This window comes from Ochrobactrum sp. SFR4, assembly GCF_019730395.1.
Lineage (GTDB): Bacteria > Pseudomonadota > Alphaproteobacteria > Rhizobiales > Rhizobiaceae > Pseudochrobactrum.
This window is the reverse complement of record NZ_JAAPBB010000001.1, coordinates 98,744-115,167: the sequence shown is the minus strand read 5'-3', so window position 1 is coordinate 115,167 and position 16,424 is coordinate 98,744. Positions and strand designations below refer to the sequence as shown.

16 protein-coding genes are annotated in these 16,424 nt (G+C 51.9%); 15 read left to right on the top strand and 1 reads right to left on the bottom strand.

Translation table 11 applies throughout. The features are described 5' to 3' along the window. Positions 1-271: 271 nt before the first annotated feature. The 7 genes from HBA93_RS00450 (at position 272) to HBA93_RS00420 (ending at position 7,780) form a co-directional block, all read left to right on the top strand. Positions 272-1,246, top strand: coding sequence for a UDP-glucuronic acid decarboxylase family protein (locus tag HBA93_RS00450; RefSeq protein WP_502910007.1), 975 nt, complete (start codon positions 272-274; stop codon positions 1,244-1,246). Beyond that, positions 1,243-2,229, top strand: coding sequence for a UDP-glucose 4-epimerase GalE (gene galE, locus HBA93_RS00445; protein WP_122007643.1), 987 nt, complete (start codon positions 1,243-1,245; stop codon positions 2,227-2,229). Before HBA93_RS00450 ends, galE begins: the two co-directional genes overlap by 4 nt. Then, a complete protein-coding gene (locus HBA93_RS00440) occupies positions 2,226-4,079 on the top strand; it encodes a glycosyltransferase family 2 protein (RefSeq protein ID WP_221721956.1) in 1,854 nt (617 codons plus the stop codon). Before galE ends, HBA93_RS00440 begins: the two co-directional genes overlap by 4 nt. A 140-nt stretch (positions 4,080-4,219) precedes the next feature. Continuing rightward, positions 4,220-5,665 carry a UDP-glucose dehydrogenase family protein gene (locus tag HBA93_RS00435; protein WP_221721955.1) on the top strand — a complete coding sequence of 482 codons (1,446 nt, stop codon included), beginning with the start codon at positions 4,220-4,222 and terminating at the stop codon, positions 5,663-5,665. Continuing rightward, entirely contained in the window at positions 5,662-6,267 is a 606-nt protein-coding gene (locus HBA93_RS00430) for a DUF995 domain-containing protein (protein WP_286201680.1), read from the top strand. The genes HBA93_RS00435 and HBA93_RS00430 overlap by 4 nt, the downstream gene beginning before the upstream one ends. A gap of 15 nt (positions 6,268-6,282) precedes the next feature. Continuing rightward, a complete protein-coding gene (locus HBA93_RS00425) occupies positions 6,283-7,239 on the top strand; it encodes a glycoside hydrolase family 26 protein (RefSeq protein WP_221721954.1) in 957 nt (318 codons plus the stop codon). Between the two features lie 31 nt (positions 7,240-7,270). Continuing rightward, entirely contained in the window at positions 7,271-7,780 is a 510-nt protein-coding gene (locus HBA93_RS00420; RefSeq protein WP_221721953.1) for a DUF995 domain-containing protein, read from the top strand. Between the two features lie 33 nt (positions 7,781-7,813). Here the strand turns inward: HBA93_RS00420 and HBA93_RS00415 are convergent, their stop codons facing one another. Beyond that, positions 7,814-8,191: a hypothetical protein gene (locus HBA93_RS00415; protein ID WP_221722203.1), complete on the bottom strand. Its 378-nt coding sequence runs from the start codon at positions 8,189-8,191 to the stop codon at positions 7,814-7,816. An 824-nt stretch (positions 8,192-9,015) separates the two neighbouring features. Between HBA93_RS00415 and HBA93_RS00410 the strand changes: the two genes are divergently transcribed. From HBA93_RS00410 to HBA93_RS00375, 8 genes are all read left to right on the top strand, one after another. Then, positions 9,016-10,125 (top strand): extracellular solute-binding protein, encoded by a 1,110-nt coding sequence (locus HBA93_RS00410; RefSeq protein WP_022709484.1) that lies wholly within the window; start codon positions 9,016-9,018, stop codon positions 10,123-10,125. 116 nt (positions 10,126-10,241) lie between these two features. Beyond that, complete coding sequence (locus HBA93_RS00405; protein ID WP_286201679.1) at positions 10,242-11,228, top strand: ABC transporter permease; 987 nt, start codon at positions 10,242-10,244, stop codon at positions 11,226-11,228. Beyond that, entirely contained in the window at positions 11,228-12,022 is a 795-nt protein-coding gene (locus HBA93_RS00400; RefSeq protein WP_022709486.1) for an ABC transporter permease, read from the top strand. Before HBA93_RS00405 ends, HBA93_RS00400 begins: the two co-directional genes overlap by 1 nt. Next, positions 12,022-13,098 carry an ABC transporter ATP-binding protein gene (locus HBA93_RS00395; RefSeq protein WP_122092322.1) on the top strand — a complete coding sequence of 359 codons (1,077 nt, stop codon included), beginning with the start codon at positions 12,022-12,024 and terminating at the stop codon, positions 13,096-13,098. Before HBA93_RS00400 ends, HBA93_RS00395 begins: the two co-directional genes overlap by 1 nt. A 78-nt stretch (positions 13,099-13,176) precedes the next feature. Further along, complete coding sequence (locus HBA93_RS00390; protein ID WP_221721952.1) at positions 13,177-14,676, top strand: NAD(P)-binding domain-containing protein; 1,500 nt, start codon at positions 13,177-13,179, stop codon at positions 14,674-14,676. Further along, on the top strand, positions 14,676-15,179 hold the full coding sequence (locus tag HBA93_RS00385; protein WP_221721951.1) for a CMD domain-containing protein: 504 nt from the start codon (positions 14,676-14,678) through the stop codon (positions 15,177-15,179). Before HBA93_RS00390 ends, HBA93_RS00385 begins: the two co-directional genes overlap by 1 nt. Beyond that, entirely contained in the window at positions 15,172-15,747 is a 576-nt protein-coding gene (locus tag HBA93_RS00380; RefSeq protein ID WP_221721950.1) for a peroxidase-related enzyme, read from the top strand. Before HBA93_RS00385 ends, HBA93_RS00380 begins: the two co-directional genes overlap by 8 nt. Before the next feature lie 29 nt (positions 15,748-15,776). Continuing rightward, entirely contained in the window at positions 15,777-16,382 is a 606-nt protein-coding gene (locus HBA93_RS00375; protein WP_121993936.1) for a helix-turn-helix domain-containing protein, read from the top strand. The last annotated feature ends 42 nt before the right edge of the window (positions 16,383-16,424 follow it).

Sequence of the window (16,424 nt, the reverse complement as noted above, 5' to 3'; positions counted from 1 at the left end):
ATGTACGAAATGATAATTTTCAGGATGCAGCGATAACGACAATCCTTTGACGGAGCAGTATATAGTATATGAAAGTAATTTCGTTAAAATTCCGTTTATATTTTGAGTATTTTTAGTAAATTTACTTAAGTAATTTCATTAAATTTCTTTTTACATCAATGCAGATTTAAAGATGAATTTGATGGAGTTGAAGATGAGTGAACTTAATCAACACATTGGTAATCAGTCTGGCAGAACACCTGTACGTGAGCTTTATACTGTTCAGTCGGATATATTACATAAGCAGATTATTGTTACAGGCGGAGCCGGTTTTCTCGGTTCGCATCTCTGTGAGCGTCTTCTTCGTTCAGGCCATCGGGTTATCTGTGTTGATAATTTTTCAACCGGTAGCAAGCAGAATATTATGCATCTGCTTGGCTATGACACTTTCAGTGTTATTGACCATGATATTGTTGAGCCATTCGATCTGGAAGCGGATGAGATCTACAATCTCGCTTGTCCCGCATCGCCGCCGCATTATCAGGCCGACCCTGTGCATACAACGCTGACCAGTGTGCTAGGCGCGTATAATCTGCTGACACTGGCTGCCCGCTATAATGCCCGTATTTTTCAGGCATCAACATCAGAGGTTTATGGCGACCCGCATATTCATCCGCAGGTCGAAACCTATTGGGGCAATGTCAATCCGTTCGGCCCGCGCTCCTGCTATGATGAGGGAAAGCGCTGTGCGGAAACCCTGTTTTTCGACTTCCACAAAGCTTATGATACCGAAATAAAAATCGTCAGGATTTTCAATACTTTCGGTCCGCATATGCGGCCGGATGACGGGCGTGTGGTCTCCAATTTTATTGTTCAGGCGCTGAAAGGCGAAGACATTACGATTTACGGTGACGGCACGCAGACCCGTTCCTTCTGCTATGTGGATGACCTGATCGAAGGTTTTGTCCGTTTGATGGCGGCCGATGCATCTGTGACAGGACCGGTTAATCTGGGCAATCCCGGTGAGTTCATGATCGGTGAACTGGCGAAGATCGTGATTGATCTGACAGGCTCCCGCTCGCGTATTGTTCACCATCCGCTGCCTGTAGATGATCCGCGTCAGCGCCGTCCTGATATCTCGCTTGCAATGCGTGAACTGGGCTGGCAGCCGCAGGTGCAACTGACCGAAGGTCTGGAAAAGACAATCACCTATTTTGACAGTCGTCTGAGCCTCTCCGGATACAGATTACGGGAGATGGCCAGATGACAGCAAAGCGCATTCTGATTACGGGTGGTGCCGGTTATATCGGGAGCCATACAGCCAAGCTTCTGAAATTCCGGGGTATTGAGCCGGTTGTTTATGACAATTTATCCACGGGGCACCGGTCTTCCGTGCGCTATGGTCCTCTTGTTCAGGCGGATATTCTGGACACGATGCTGCTGACGGAAACGATCCTGCGCTATATGCCGGTTGCCGTTATTCATTTTGCCGCGTCTGCTTATGTTGGGGAATCCGTCACAGATCCTGCAAAATATTACCGTAATAATGTCTGCGGAACTTTGTCTTTACTGGATGCCTGTCGCGAGACAGGGCTGGATAAGGTTATCTTTTCTTCGAGTTGCGCCACTTATGGTGTGCCGGCAAATCTGCCGGTTGCGGAAACTGCCGCCCAGATCCCCGTCAGCCCTTATGGTCAAACCAAGCTGATTGCTGAACATATGCTGGCTGATTATGCCTCGGCCTTCGGGCTGCGTTATGTGGCTTTGCGCTATTTCAATGCCTGCGGCGCTGATCCGGAAGGTGAACTGGGAGAGTGGCATGATCCGGAAACCCATCTCATTCCGCGCGCGCTGTTGGCAGCAGCCGGAAAAATCGCGCAGCTTGAGATTTTCGGAGATGATTATGACACCGAAGACGGCACCTGTGTGCGGGATTATATTCATGTCACCGATCTCGCCCGCGCGCATGTTCTGGCTTACGACTATCTTGCCGGTGGCGGTGACAATCTTGCTGTCAATCTCGGTACAGGACGCGGCTCATCTATCCGCGAAATCCTTAGTACGATCGACAAGGTAACCGGTCATCCGGTTCCCGTTATTATCCGTCCGCGCCGTGCAGGCGATCCGCCGGCTCTTTATGCCGATCCCGCTCTTGCACGCCATATGCTCGGCTTTGAACCGCAATATTCGGATCTGGAAACAATCGTCCGGACTGCGGCTCCTTTCTTCGGACTGGAGGCGAGATCATGACACTTCCTGCCATCAACAGACAAAAGTCCTTCACGCTGAATGGTGAACCGCTGCTGGCATCCGTATTTCAGGGCTACAGACGGGCAGAATATATTGCCGGTGTTGCCATATGGCTGGCGGCTTTCATCTATTTCTGGGTCTGGTGGCTGCAGCCTGAACACCATGTGAGTGTATTCGGCAGTATTGTTGCAACGCTGGTGCTGGCCTGGCTCACATTACTGCCAGCCTATTTTCTGGGCATGTTTTATTTTGCGGTTAAGCCCGTCGGTGCATTGCGCATACCGGAGAACAGCCGGATTGCCATGGTTGTGACCAAGGCACCGTCGGAACCATTTTCAATTGTCGCTGAAACTTTGCTGGCGATGCTTGCGCAGACACAGGCGCATGATACCTGGCTTGCGGATGAAGACCCGTCACCGGAAACACTGGCATGGTGCCGCACGCACGGGGTTTTCGTATCGACACGTAAAGGCCGCGATGATTATCACCGGCAGACATGGCCGCGCCGTACGCGCTGCAAAGAAGGCAATCTTGCGTTTTTCTACGATCATTACGGCTATGCGCATTATGATTTTGTTGCGCAGCTTGATGCCGATCATGTGCCCGAACCGGATTATCTCTGGCAGATGTTGCGGCCATTCGCTGATCCGGCTGTCGGTTATGTTTCCGCACCCAGTATTTGCGACCGCAATGCTGCGGAAAGCTGGTCGGCATGCGGCAGGCTCTATGCCGAAGCCAATGTTCATGGTTCCTTGCAGGCAGGTTATAGCGGTGGTTTTGCGCCGATGTGCATCGGCTCGCATTATGCGGTGCGCACTGTAGCGCTCAAGGAAATTGGTGGTCTTGGGCCGGAACTTGCTGAAGATCATTCCACAACGCTGATGATGAACGCTTATGGCTGGCGTGGAGTTCATGCGATTGATGCGATTGCGCATGGCGACGGTCCCCGCACTTTCGGCGATCTGATTACACAGGAATTTCAGTGGGCACGCAGCATTGTAATGATCCTGCTGCAATATTCGCCGGATCTGATCCCGCGTCTGTCGCCGCGCCTGCGTTTCCAGTTTTTGTTTTCGCAGCTCTGGTATCCGCTGTTTTCGCTGCTCACAGCAACACTTTTTGCCATGCCGGTTATTGCGCTTATTCGCGGTGAGAATTTCGTGGCCGTCACTTATCCTGACTTTCTCACGCATTTTGTGCCGCTGTCGCTGATCCTGCTGGTTTTCGCCTATCGCTGGCGGGCAACCGGAACATTCCGGCCGCAAAATGGTAAAATTCTGAGCTGGGAGAGCGCGCTCTTTCTGCTCGCCCGCTGGCCTTGGGCACTGGCAGGCTCGGTTGCGGCATTACGCGACTGGATGACCGGATCTTTTGTGGATTTCCGCGTGACCCCGAAGGGAACATCCGAGGTTGATCCGCTGCCTTTCAGGGTTCTGGTTCCTTATGCCTTTGTTGCGCTCGGTTCCGTATCGGCGGTGTTTCTTGTACCGGATGCAGGCGAAAGCCGTGGCTTCTATCTGTTCGCCATTCTCAACAGCGTGACCTATGCGGTGCTGCTGATCGTGGTGCTGGTGCGGCACAGCGTGGAAAATAAAGTACGCATGACCACGCGCTATTACCGTCCGGCAGTGTTGGCGACCATTCTGTCTCTCATCCTTCTGCCCGGAATTGCGACCTTTGAACGGGGGCGTGAAAGCCTCGAAGTGCTTGCCTGGGGCGCAAAACATGTCCGGCTTTTTGATGAACGCTATTCGGCAGCCGGTGCCGGTGTCGGCGGACAGTCGCTGCGCATAACCACATTCAGACCGCATTGGCGCTCCGGCGCATCAACAAACATATCGGAAGATTAGAGCGTATCCCGAAAAGTGGGAACAGGTTTTCGGATAAGATACGCGCAAAAACAAAGAGATAGAGCATTTCATCGGATTTAATCAAAACTGAAATGCTCTAGGAAATTATAACAGGGAGGCGCCTCAGGGCGTTGCAGATCATGAAAATCACGATGATAGGAACCGGATATGTCGGCCTCGTCAGCGGCACCTGTTTTGCACATTGGGGCAATGACGTTATCTGTGTCGACAAGAATGCTGCAAAAATAGCCGGACTTAATCAGGGCATCCTGCCGATCTATGAACCGGAACTGGACGGGCTGGTTAGCAAATATCATCAGGCGGGACGTTTGTCTTTCACCTGTGATATGGCCGCTGCGGTCAAAGATGCGGATATTGTCTTTATCGCTGTCGGTACACCGGCGCGCGCCGGACACGGCGATGCGGACCTGTCATTCGTCTATATGGCTGCCAAGGAAATCGCACCGCATCTGGCGGAAGGTGCAGTGGTCGCGGTTAAGTCCACTGTGCCGGTCGGCACCGGTGATGCAGTTGACAAGATTATCGGCTCGGTGCGCCGCCGCGGCAGCTATTCGGTTGCCTCCAATCCTGAATTCCTGCGCGAAGGCGCAGCCATTCCTGATTTTCTGAAGCCGGATCGCGTGGTGATCGGTGTTGAGGATATGCATGCACAGACTGTGCTGATGCAGCTTTATCGCGATGTCTTTGCGCCGCATGATGTACCGGTTGTCGTAACCAGACGACGCACATCTGAGCTGATTAAATATGCTGCCAATGCATTTCTCGCGACCAAGATTACCTTCATGAATGAACTGGCCGACCTGTGTGAACTGGCAGGCAGTGATATCAGCGATCTGGCGCTGGGCATTGGTCTTGACCGGCGCATCGGCTCCAGTTTTTTGAATGCAGGCCCCGGCTATGGTGGTTCCTGCTTCCCGAAAGATACGCTGGCGCTGTTGCGCACCGCGCAGGATTACGGCGTTGCACTGCGGGTAGTCGAGGAAACCGTGACAGCGAATGAAGCACGCAAGCGTAAAATGGCGCTGAAGGTGCTTGATGCTGTCGGCGGTGATGTGGACGGGCTGACCATTGCGGTTCTTGGCCTGACATTCAAGCCGGATACGGATGATATGCGTGAAGCACCGTCCGTTCCTCTGATCGAGACTTTGCAGCGTTTCGGGGCAACGATACGCGCTTTTGATCCGGTGGGAATGCCGAATGCCGCGCAGATGCTGGATGATGTGGCTTTGATTGATGATCCTTATGAATGTGCACGCAATGCGGATGCCGTTGTCATCGTGACAGAATGGGATTGTATCCGCAGGCTGGATCTGACCCGCTTAAGAAAACGCATGAATGCACCCGTTCTTGTTGATCTGCGTAATGCTGTTTCTCAGGAGAGTGCAGAGGCAGCGGGCTTCCGTATCACGATGATTGGTAAACCTGCCCGATATCACAAGGAAGCACATTCTGCCGGCAAGGCAGCAAAGGAAACACAGCCTGTCCTTCAGGGACGGGGCGCAAGAGGCAGGCTTCACACCGGCAATGATGAAAAAGCCGGAACAGCAGGGAGAAGCAGGCTATGAGCAGAGATAACAACAAGATCAGAATTCAGAAATATGGTGCAGGCGTACACCGGTTTGGTGTTGTGCTGGCCGCACTGACAATGTTGGGTGTGCCCGTAATACCGGCCGGTGCCGCAGAACCGGTCAAAGTGCCCGCGCAGGCAAGAGCAATGACCGCTGCAGAGCTCTATGTGCTTTACCGGGATAAAACCTGGCAATGGCCGGACGGCGCAGGCCGCATGCAGGATAAAGACCGTGCCTTTATCGGCTGGTCAGGTTCAGGGGATGATACCCGCTGGGCTGAAGGGCGCTGGGTACTCAGTGATACAGGGCTGATGTGCCTGAAAGCCGACTGGTATGGCATTCAGGCAAAGCAGGGCAAAGAAGCCGGTAAAAGCTGCTTCCGCCACCGCATTTATGAAGACACGATTTATCAGAAGAAAGAACCTTCCGGCAGCTGGTATGTTTTTAAACATGCCAAAGCCGCAGACAGTGATGAGTTCAAAAAACTTGTTGCTGAGGACACTGTGAGCGCACAGCTGGCAAAGCTGCAGCCGCTCACACAACAGGCAGATGCCAAACAGCAACCGTTCTCTGCACAGGCTCCGAACGGTGCAAATTAAGGCAGGAGAAAGGCAATGGGTAAGATATCCAAAATCGTTGCATTGTCATTCGTCGGGGCCATGTTATCCGGTACTGCTTACGCCGCAAGCAGCACTCCGCTCGGTATCCCTAACGAGATGTCAGCAACCAAAGATCAGCCATCCACGAAGCGTCCGGTGATTACGCAGGCATCGGTCGGTTTCGGTGCGTATGATCCGCACGGGGACTTCGGGGATGATAAAAATTCAAAAATCGAACATCTGTTTCTGCCGTGGGAAGATGTCGAGCTGGGATCATTGACGCTTGCTGATGATTACGCGCTCAAACGCGGCCGCACGCTGCTGATTTCGGTCGAGCCATGGTCGTGGTCGCCGGACTGGCGTATTTCCTCACCGCAACTTTTGCAGAGTATTCTGAACGGGGAGCGGGATGTCTATATGGCTAAAGTCTGCACGGAAGCCGCAAAACTGAAAAGTCCGGTCATCATCCGTTGGGCGCAGGAAATGGATGAAACAGACAACCAGTTTACCTGGGCGCATTGGCAGCCTGATGAATATGTAAAGGCGTATCAGCGTATGGTGCGTGTGTGCAGGGAAAGCCTGCCAAATGCCAAATATATGTGGTCACCAAAAGGCAATGAGGGGCTTCAGGCCTTTTATCCCGGCGATGACTATGTTGATATTATTGGTCTTTCCGTCTTCGGTTACCAGAAATACGACCGTGCAACCAAGGGCGGGGATCAGACTTTCTCGGAACGTCTGGCACCGGGCTATGACCGTGTAAAAGGCTTTGGCAAGCCGATCTGGGTTGCCGAACTGGGCTATGACGGTGATGCCTCATATATCCGGAACTGGGCTGAGAATGTTGCCAGGACCCATCCGGAATTTCCTGAACTGAAAACCGTGGTTTATTTCAATGACCGTGAAGTTTATCCATGGCCGGACGGTTTCGGAAAGCCTGAATGGCGTGTTGTGAATGCACCAACCAACTGAATCACGCTGTCTGAGCGTGAGGGAGGCGATTATGTCAGTGTTTCGTACAATGACACTTATAACAGCGGTAGCCGGCGGATTGGGTTTGAGCGTCTCTGCTGGTTTTACGGCTCAGGCGGCATCAGGCGCAGACACGGCTAAGCCGCTCAGCAGTTCCGAAATCTACCGGATTTACAGCCATAATTCATGGATGTGGAAAGACGGAGCCGGTTATTTTGCCGTGTCAAAACGGCAATTCAAAGCATGGTCCGGCAGAGGCAGTAATGCTTCTGCCGGTCAGGGGATCTGGTTTATTACCGATCCCGGAAAATTATGTTTCCGTGTGACATGGTATGAAAAAGGTACCAGTTTTCCGGCAACAACCTGTTTCAGCCATCGCGAAAAGAACGGCGTGATTTATCAGCGAAAAGAGCCGGACGGTGACTGGTATATTTTCAGACACGCACCGGCAAGAAAAGGTGATGAAATCACCAAATTCCGCCGGGGCGATTATGCGAGCAGACAACTGGACCGCATGATGCCGGCTATGGCATCCAACTGACTATGAAGCTGGCGGCAGATAACCTGTTTGCCGTCAGCTTCTGTTAAAGCAGCGTGTTTTGCTGCCGAAACCGCTTGGTGTGCAGATATAAGGTGCACGTCCCAGATAATTTGCGGAAGCCATTTTGGCTGGTTTTGAAGAAGACGCTGATTTTGTAGCAGCAACACGCGGCGTGCGTTGCGTGCGCGGGGCTTTCATATCATCTGCTTTGGCGATGGCAGTGGTTTTTGCAGGCAGGCCATAACCGACTTTGGTGACAGACGTTGCCTGTGTCTCAGCGACATTATAACCAGTGCTGCATCCGGCAATGGCCAGACTACCGGCCAGAACGGCTGTAAGAGCGAGTGTTGCGGATTTGAAAGGCATGCGATGACGGTGACCCGCGAGGATCTTTGCGGAGAAGAGTTGCATTCGTGTGAACCTTTGTTCCGATGCCGTGACACAGGAACTTATAAACTGAATAAATTAATACGAAGTGATTAAGGTCTGGCGCAATTAGTAATTGAAGCAATGGCTAATTGAGTTAGATCTAAAGTTGTAAGGGTTTCATATAGTATCGGTCTTTGGAACCCAACCCCTTTTGTGAGAGTGTCACCTGACCACCGGACGGGTTTGAATTTTATAGCCCTGGTTTTTTTGTTTCTCAGGCGCGTTGAGTTAAAAATTTTGCAATTCAATAAGTTGCCTGCCCGCACTCGTTTTCTCTGCAGTCGGTGACCTCAGCGTATATGCAATGGATTTTTGTAGGGATGGTTTAATTTGCGTCGAAATGGCGCATGCAGGGCAGGAGATTCTCTATGCGAGATTTATCCGGTCTTATTGTTGAGTTATGCAGAAGCGGAAATTGCGGAAGAATTCCGCTATAAAAGATTTTTCAGTTTGGGTCGTGCAGAGCAGGACTGTCATTGTTTCGTGTAAACTATGTGTGGCTAAAAATGCGTTTTAAGTAAGATTCACCAATAAAATCATAATATTAAATCAAATGTTGTTTTGGTTTGTTTTTTAATTTTAAATGCTGTTTTTTATAGTCATTGATTAAAATGCTAAAAATTATTCCTCGATAATAAAGTCCTTGACATATTTCTGCTTTACCGGAATTATCCATTTTAGCGGACATTTTTCCACCGGATCCGATATTTCTGCCGAAGGGAAGCGGCGAAGTATTTTCAGTTGATCCTGTGGGTGAGCCTGATCTGCGCCTGATAATAAAAAACAAATATCTTCAGGGGAACATAATGAGGAAGACTCTTCTGGTTAACCGCCGGTCAGCGTTGAAGCTGGTTGCGGCAGGGACGGCTGTGCTGTCGTCACCATATATCATCAGACCGCGTCCGGCTTGGGCCGAAAATGGCGTTCTGAATGTTACAACCTATGACAAATTTCTGCCGCAGGACTTTCTGGATAAGTTCCAGAAGGATACCGGTATTGAAGTGCGCGTTCGTCTGACAGACGATCAGGGCAAGCAATACAACCTGCTGACTGCAGAAGGTGCCAATCCGTCAACCGACATCGTGACGGTTGCAGGGCACCGCTATAGCCAATTCATCCAGTCCAAGCTGATTTCTGCAATTGATACAGATAAAATCAGTAACTGGAAAAACCTTAATTCTGTCTATCAGGATGCCAAATGGGCACGCGTTGAGGACAAGCTCTGGGGTCTGCCAATTCTGGCCGGCTATGAGGGGCTTGCACGCAATACCGATTACGTTAAGGAAGCGGACAGTCTGGAGATCATGTTTGATCCGGAATATAAGGGGCAGACCTCTTATATCGTCAGCGACTTCCTGACACTGGCCATGCAGTATCTTGGCTATGACGGTGATTTTGTTAGCTATACGGATAATCGTGAGCTTGCACAAAAGGCCACCAATGATGCCCGCGATCTCCTGATTAAACACAAGGATATGGTGCGTAAATATTACGATGCCGGTTCCGAAGTGCAGCAGATGTTTATCAATGAAGATATTTATCTGGCGCATTCCTGGTCTGGCCCGGTTGCCAAGCTGATTATGGAAGGTCATCCGATCCAGCTTTCTGCACCGAAAGAAGGCACATTCGGCTTCGTTTACACGCTGAACATCGTCAATAACGCACCTAATCAGGAAAATGCCTATAAGCTGCTTAATGCAGTTCTGGCAGATCCTGCAGTCGGTGCATCGATGACCCGTCAGTCCGGTTACAGTTCCACCATCAACGGTGTGGCTGATCTTTTGAATGACCGTGAGAAAATGGCAGCAACCTTGCCGCAGAACCAGCTTGAGCGGGTTATTTTCTTCAGCTCCGTCAACCGCGATATGAAAAACGAACTGGTTGACCGTGCGACCGCTGAGGTCAAGGCCGCCTGACGGTTCTGCGTTCTGAATGAATGTTTGCGCCCGATCCGGCGCAAACATCCTTCCCGTAAAATGACTGTCTGATGAAACAGCACGACATGCGTCGCAGGGCTGAACAGGAAAGCTATATGTCTGACACCTCTATCAGGGACGATATTGGTATAAGCCAAAAAGCGGAAATGCCGCGCTATTCGACACGGATAGCAAAAGTCATGAATTCCGGCTTGTATCAGAAAACATTGGGAGCCGCGGTCAATTCGCGTTACGGACGCGTGATCCTGCTGGCAGGTTTTCCTCTGCTCTGGCTCATTTTTCTGCATGTCGGGCCGATTTATCAGATGCTGAAAATCAGCCTGATGTCGCAATATCCGCTGCCTGCGGGCAGTGAGCCGCAATATACGCTGGATAATTATGCGATCTTCTTTCAGGAGTCGATTTACTTCACACCCCTGATCCGCAGTTTCTTTTTCTCACTTTTTGCAACTGCGGCAACCCTGATCGTGGTTTATCCGGTCGCCTATTATGTTGCTAAAATTGTGCGTCCGGAAGGCCGCTCCAAAGCACTGTTGCTGCTGCTCGTCCCGTTCTGGGCAGGGGAGCTGATCCGCACATTCTCGGTCATTATGCTGCTGGCAAATCGTGGTGCGCTCAATGTTTTGCTGCGGGAAATCGGTCTGATCGACCGGCCGATCCAGATGCTTTACGGCCCGTTCTCCCTGACATTCGGTCTGATCTATCTCGTTTGTCTGTATATGTTGCTGCCACTTTATTCCGCAATTGAGAAAATCCCGTCCTCCTATCTCGATGCCGCTGCTGATCTTGGTGCAGGCCCGTGGACACGTTTCCGCAGAATTATCCTGCCTTTGTCCAAGGAAGGCATTATTTCGGGCTGCTCACTGGTCTTTCTTACGACAGTCGGTGTTTTCGCCACGCCGATGCTGCTTGGCGGGCCCGGTACGGTGATGTTCCCTGAAACCATCAGCGGTTTCTTCCACGGCGCAAGTAATAAATGGCCGGTAGGTGCGGCTTTTGCCATCATCATGCTGGTAACTGCTTTAACTGCAGCCGGAATTTTCATGCGCCTTGTCGGCGGCCGTAAACGGAGGGTGATCTGATGCGTAACCTGTTTCATGATGCACCGCGCACGGCTCTGACAGCAACCTATTGGGCTTTTGTCATCTATCTGATGCTGCCGCTGATGCTGATGATGGCGATGAGCTTTAAAGATGCCAGTTTCATCGCCTTTCCGATCAGCGAATGGACTTTTGACTGGTATGTCAAGGTCATGCAGGACAAGCAGTTTCTCGAAGCTGTTATCTATTCTGTTCTGATTGCTGCAGCGACCACGCTGGCGGCTACCACGATCGGCACATGGATTGCCATGCTGATTGTGGCGGAAGGGATTAAAGGTCAGGCAATTATTTTTGCGCTTGCCTGTCTGCCTGCTGTCGTGCCGGGGATGATCTCGGCGATTTCGATGCGCATTTTCATCTCGTCGATTGATATGCCGACCGGCACAGCCGCCATTATTCTGGGGCACACAGTGCACGCCGTGCCTTTTGTGGTGGTGATGGTGCTGACAAGACTGCGCACAATGCCGGGCAATCTGGTGGATGCGGCGCGTGATCTCGGTGCAGACAGTGTTGTGGCCTTCTTCCGGGTGACGCTGCCTTATCTCTGGCCTGCAATCATGGGCGGTATGATCTTTTGCGTGCTGCTGTCGATTGATGACTTTGTGCGCACCTTCTTTCTCGGTGGTTACAAACCGACGCTTCCGATGCTGATTTTCGCCAAAGTACAAGGCGGTATGTCTCCTGAAATCAATGCCATGGCAACGCTTGTCCTTTTGGTGACCGCAGCCGTCGGCCTCTATGCAGAATATAAAACCCGCCGTTCGAGGACACGCTAATGGAACCGATCGTTAAATTTGAGAATGTAACAAAAAGCTATGGTTCTTTTGTTGCGGTGGAAGAGCTTAACCTGACCATTGAAGCAGGCAAGTTCATCACATTGCTCGGGCCTTCCGGTTGCGGTAAATCCACCACTTTGCGCATGCTCGGCGGGTTTGAAACACCGACATCCGGCCGCATCATTATCGCAGGCAAAGACGTGACAAAGCTGCCGCCTAATAAGCGCGATGTGAATATTGTGTTTCAGGATTATGCGCTATTTCCGCATATGTCCGTTGCTAAGAATATTGCTTTCGGTCTGGAGCTTAAAGGCCGCGACAAGCACTTTATTCACAAGCGGGTGACCGAGTTGCTGGAGCTGGTACAGTTGCAGGATTATGCACATCGCCTGCCATCAGAACTTTCCGGCGGTCAGCGCCAGCGTGTGGCTCTGATGCGTGCGCTTGCGCCGGATCCGCAGGTGTTGCTGCTGGATGAGCCGCTCTCGGCGCTCGATGCGAAACTGCGCCAGCAGATGCAGATTGAGCTGAAATCCATTCAGGAAAAAACCGGCAAGACCTTTGTCTTTGTTACACATGATCAGGAAGAGGCACTCACAATGTCTGACCAGATTATTGTGATGAACAAAGGCCGCATTGAACAGATGGGTGATCCGCATACACTCTATCGTGCGCCGAAGAGCGTTTTTGTCGCCAACTTTATCGGTGAAACCAATCTGCTGCGCAGTCAGGTTTCCGGTGTTGAAAATGACATGCTGAAGCTGAACTGGAATGACAATATTCTGACGGCTCCGCGCGGCACTGCGAGCGTTTCAACGCAGGACGGTTATTTCATTGCTCTGCGCCCTGAAGCGATCCGCTGCACACAAACAGCACCGGAAAGTCAGAACCGTCTGAAAGGCCGCATCCGTCAGCTGGTATTTAAAGGCAATCATACATCTGTCTTTGTTGAGGTGGACGGCGGTACGGTTCTTAATGCGCTCAGCCATCCGGCAGACATCACCTCTTCCGTCGGGGATGATATCTGGGTCAGCTGGAAGCCGGAAAGCGCAACAGTCCTGCCTGTTTCGAACTGAGGTCATGCAGATCATTCCGGTCGCTTTGATGTGACCGGAACTTCATCATTATCTGAGAAAACCGGATGGAAATGAGTTATGCAATATAACGCGCAGGCGCCGCTTAAGGTTGCTGCTTCCACTCTTGAAGAATTGGAACTTCGTGTCCGCGATGATCTGGCCTGTCTTTGTTATCCGCCTGCAAACTGGGTGGAAACAACTGATGGTGCAGAGAAAGTGCATGATGTCGTGATTATCGGCGGCGGCATGTGCGGGCTCGTTGCCGGATTTTCACTGCTGGCGGGCGGCATCCGTAATATTCGTATTTTTGATCGCAGTCCTGAAGGTTTTGAAGGCCCGTGGCTGACTTATGCGCGTATGGAAACACTGCGCTCGCCAAAACAGCTGACAGGTCCTGCATATGGCATTGCTTCGCTGACATTCCGCTCGTGGTATGTGGCACAATTCGGCAATGATGCATGGGCTGAGATGGATAAAATCCCGCGCCCGATGTGGATGGACTATCTGCGCTGGTACCGGAAAGTTCTGTCTCTGCCGGTTGAGAATAATGTCGAGGTAAAATCCATCCTGCCGGAAGGGCCGCTGATGCGCCTGACACTGGCGGGCAGCGGTGCCAAGGAAGCGACAATTCTGGCGCGCAAAATTGTCATGGCGACAGGCCGTGACGGTATGGGGCATCCCAATATTCCGGATTTTGTAGCGGGGCTGGACAGGAAGTTCTGGGCGCATTCTTCTGATGCGATTGATTTTCAGGCACTGCGTTCCAAACGGGTGGTTGTGGTCGGTGTGGGAGCCTCTGCGGTAGATAATGCCGCTGAAGCGCTGGAAGCTGGTGCCAAAGAGGTGCGTCATCTTATCCGCCGCAAGGAAATGCCGCAGATCAACAAGCTGATGGGTATTGGCTCCTTTGGTTTTACGGCCGCTTTTTCCAAGCTGGATGACGCCCGACGCTGGCAGATCATGAATTATTCATTGCGCACCCAGACCCCTGCGCCGCGCGGCTCAACGCTGCGGGTCAGCCGTCATGACAATGCGTATTTTCATTTTAATGCCGGTGTGAAATCGGTCGAGCAGAGCGGTGATGAACTCATTATCACAACGCAGGACGGTAGCCGGCTGGTTACGGATTTCCTGATCCTCGGCACCGGCTTCACCGTTGACCCGCTGGCACGCAAAGAACTGGAAGCCTATGCGGATAAAATCCTGCTCTGGCGCGATTGCTATACACCTCCGGCCGGTGAGGCAAATAAAGAACTCGGCAATCATCCTTATCTCTCAGCGGATTTCTCTTTCCGCGAGAAAGAGGCGGGCACGGCTCCGTGGCTGGCTAATATCTACAGTTTCAATGCCGGTGCGGCGGCCAGTCTTGGCAAACTGAGCGGTGATATTCCGGGCATCAGCGAAGGGGCGGCCATTCTCGCCCGTGAAATTGCAGCCCGGCTTTATCAGGAAAATTTTGAGCAGCACTGGCAGGCTTTGCTGGATTACAGCACGCCGGAACTGCAGGGCGATGAGTGGAAAGCTTCACCTTTGCCGGATGCAGAGCAGATACAATCGCAACAGGCGGAGGAGGTATAATGACGGAAACTGCGGATATTCTTATCAGCGCCGCCGGTATCGGAGCCACGGATCCTCTGCGTGAGGTGCTGGCAGGCCGTGCGGATATTCTGGCGCTGACACAGCAAACCCATGACAGTGCCTTAATGCCTGCTGATGCGGGAGGGCTGTCCCGTGCCGAGCGTGCCGCTATTGCAGTGCGTGTTGCCAGACATAATCAGGACGAAGCGCTGACACAGCATTTCACAACTTTGCTGGAACAGGCGGACAATGCCGCAGAAGCGGCTCTTATCGCTGATCTGAATTTCAACGGTGGTGACGATCAGCGTTTGCAGGCTTTGATCCGGCATACGGATCTTGTGACGCGCGCTCCTAAAGATGCCACAGGTGCCGATATTGAAAAGCTGCGTCAGGCCGGTGTGAATGACGCTGATATTGTGCGGCTTTCGGAGCTTCTGGCATTTGTAAGCTATCAGCTACGTGTCGCAGCCGGTTTGCGTTTGATGAGAGGTTTACATGGGTAAGACCATTCATGAATTCACGACAACAGTGCCGGTCTGGAAACCCTATGTGACGCCGGTTGTGCTGGCGGATGCGATGCCGGAGCAGTTGGATGCGCTGAAAGTCACGCCGTCCAACACCAAGGTTTCTGACTATCTTCTGGTGCTGGCACATGATGCAGAAACGCTGAAACACCGGTCACCGCTGTTTAACGGCGTGATGTATAATCGCGGCGGCATGTCCCGTGCGGAGCGGGAAATCGGGGCAGTGGGAGCTTCGGTTGTAAACCAATGTATTTATTGCGCGGCGGTGCATGCAAGCCGCTATAATCAGCTGGCAAAGGAAGAGGATACCATTGCCGCCATTTTTAAGGATGGTGTGAATGCGGATATTGAACCGCGGCTGAAAGCAATTTTCAATTTTGCAGTTCGTCTGTCGGCCTGTCCGCCGCAGGCTGATGCAACCGACATGCAGGCGCTGACCGAAGCAGGGCTGGATCAGAATGAAATCCTCGATCTCATTCTGTCTGCATCACTTTTCGGCTGGGCAAACAGACTGATGCATACATTGGGAGAGCCTGTAGAGGAATAGGTCTGCGGCATAGTTTGAGGAGTGAGCAAATGAAGCAGCTGACACCACCGGAAATCGGGCCTCGTTTGCAGGCTTTGCGTAAAGAGCGAAAGCTTACACTGGCGGATCTCTCCGTTATGGCAGGCGTATCGCGTTCCATTCTTTCCGAGATCGAGCGCGGTAATGCCAATCCGACCTATGGCACGCTGTGGCATCTGACACAGGCACTTGGGGTTAATCTGGATTGCCTGATGGGCGGCGTGACCAATGAGCGGACAGATCAGATCCATCTGCTGCCCGGCAATCTGACGCCGACGATCCGCAGTCCGGACGGTACCTGTACTTTGCAGATTCTGGCGCCGGCCAGCATGATTGCACTGATCGAATGGTATCTTTTGACTTTTGACCTCAACGGCAAACTGGAGAGTGAGGCACATAGTCCGGGAACAATGGAGCATCTGCATTGCCTTGAGGGCGAAATCCACGTTTCCAACACAGCGTCGCAAACGGTGGTCAGGGCGGGTGAAACAGCCCGTTATTCGGCAGAGGTGCCGCATTGCCTGACCAGTATTGGCAGTCAGCCTGCCAAAGCCTTTCTGGTCGTTGCCTTTGCCGGTGTTAATGGCGGCTTTGGCAGCAATTTACGACCCAAATAACAAAATGCGGAACAACCGCAGAATAATTTGAATGATTATGAG

Bases quoted from the DNA above. Each gene is read 5' to 3' on its own strand.
- galE (WP_122007643.1), top strand. From the start codon at position 1,243: ATGACAGCAAAGCGCATTCTGATTACGGGTGGTGCCGGTTATATCGGG.
- HBA93_RS00440 (WP_221721956.1), top strand. From the start codon at position 2,226: ATGACACTTCCTGCCATCAACAGACAAAAGTCCTTCACGCTGAATGGT.
- HBA93_RS00435 (WP_221721955.1), top strand. From the start codon at position 4,220: ATGAAAATCACGATGATAGGAACCGGATATGTCGGCCTCGTCAGCGGC.
- HBA93_RS00430 (WP_286201680.1), top strand. From the start codon at position 5,662: ATGAGCAGAGATAACAACAAGATCAGAATTCAGAAATATGGTGCAGGC.
- HBA93_RS00425 (WP_221721954.1), top strand. From the start codon at position 6,283: ATGGGTAAGATATCCAAAATCGTTGCATTGTCATTCGTCGGGGCCATG.
- HBA93_RS00420 (WP_221721953.1), top strand. From the start codon at position 7,271: ATGTCAGTGTTTCGTACAATGACACTTATAACAGCGGTAGCCGGCGGA.
- HBA93_RS00415 (WP_221722203.1), bottom strand. From the start codon at position 8,191: ATGCAACTCTTCTCCGCAAAGATCCTCGCGGGTCACCGTCATCGCATG.
- HBA93_RS00410 (WP_022709484.1), top strand. From the start codon at position 9,016: ATGAGGAAGACTCTTCTGGTTAACCGCCGGTCAGCGTTGAAGCTGGTT.
- HBA93_RS00405 (WP_286201679.1), top strand. From the start codon at position 10,242: ATGTCTGACACCTCTATCAGGGACGATATTGGTATAAGCCAAAAAGCG.
- HBA93_RS00400 (WP_022709486.1), top strand. From the start codon at position 11,228: ATGCGTAACCTGTTTCATGATGCACCGCGCACGGCTCTGACAGCAACC.
- HBA93_RS00395 (WP_122092322.1), top strand. From the start codon at position 12,022: ATGGAACCGATCGTTAAATTTGAGAATGTAACAAAAAGCTATGGTTCT.
- HBA93_RS00390 (WP_221721952.1), top strand. From the start codon at position 13,177: ATGCAATATAACGCGCAGGCGCCGCTTAAGGTTGCTGCTTCCACTCTT.
- HBA93_RS00385 (WP_221721951.1), top strand. From the start codon at position 14,676: ATGACGGAAACTGCGGATATTCTTATCAGCGCCGCCGGTATCGGAGCC.
- HBA93_RS00380 (WP_221721950.1), top strand. From the start codon at position 15,172: ATGGGTAAGACCATTCATGAATTCACGACAACAGTGCCGGTCTGGAAA.
- HBA93_RS00375 (WP_121993936.1), top strand. From the start codon at position 15,777: ATGAAGCAGCTGACACCACCGGAAATCGGGCCTCGTTTGCAGGCTTTG.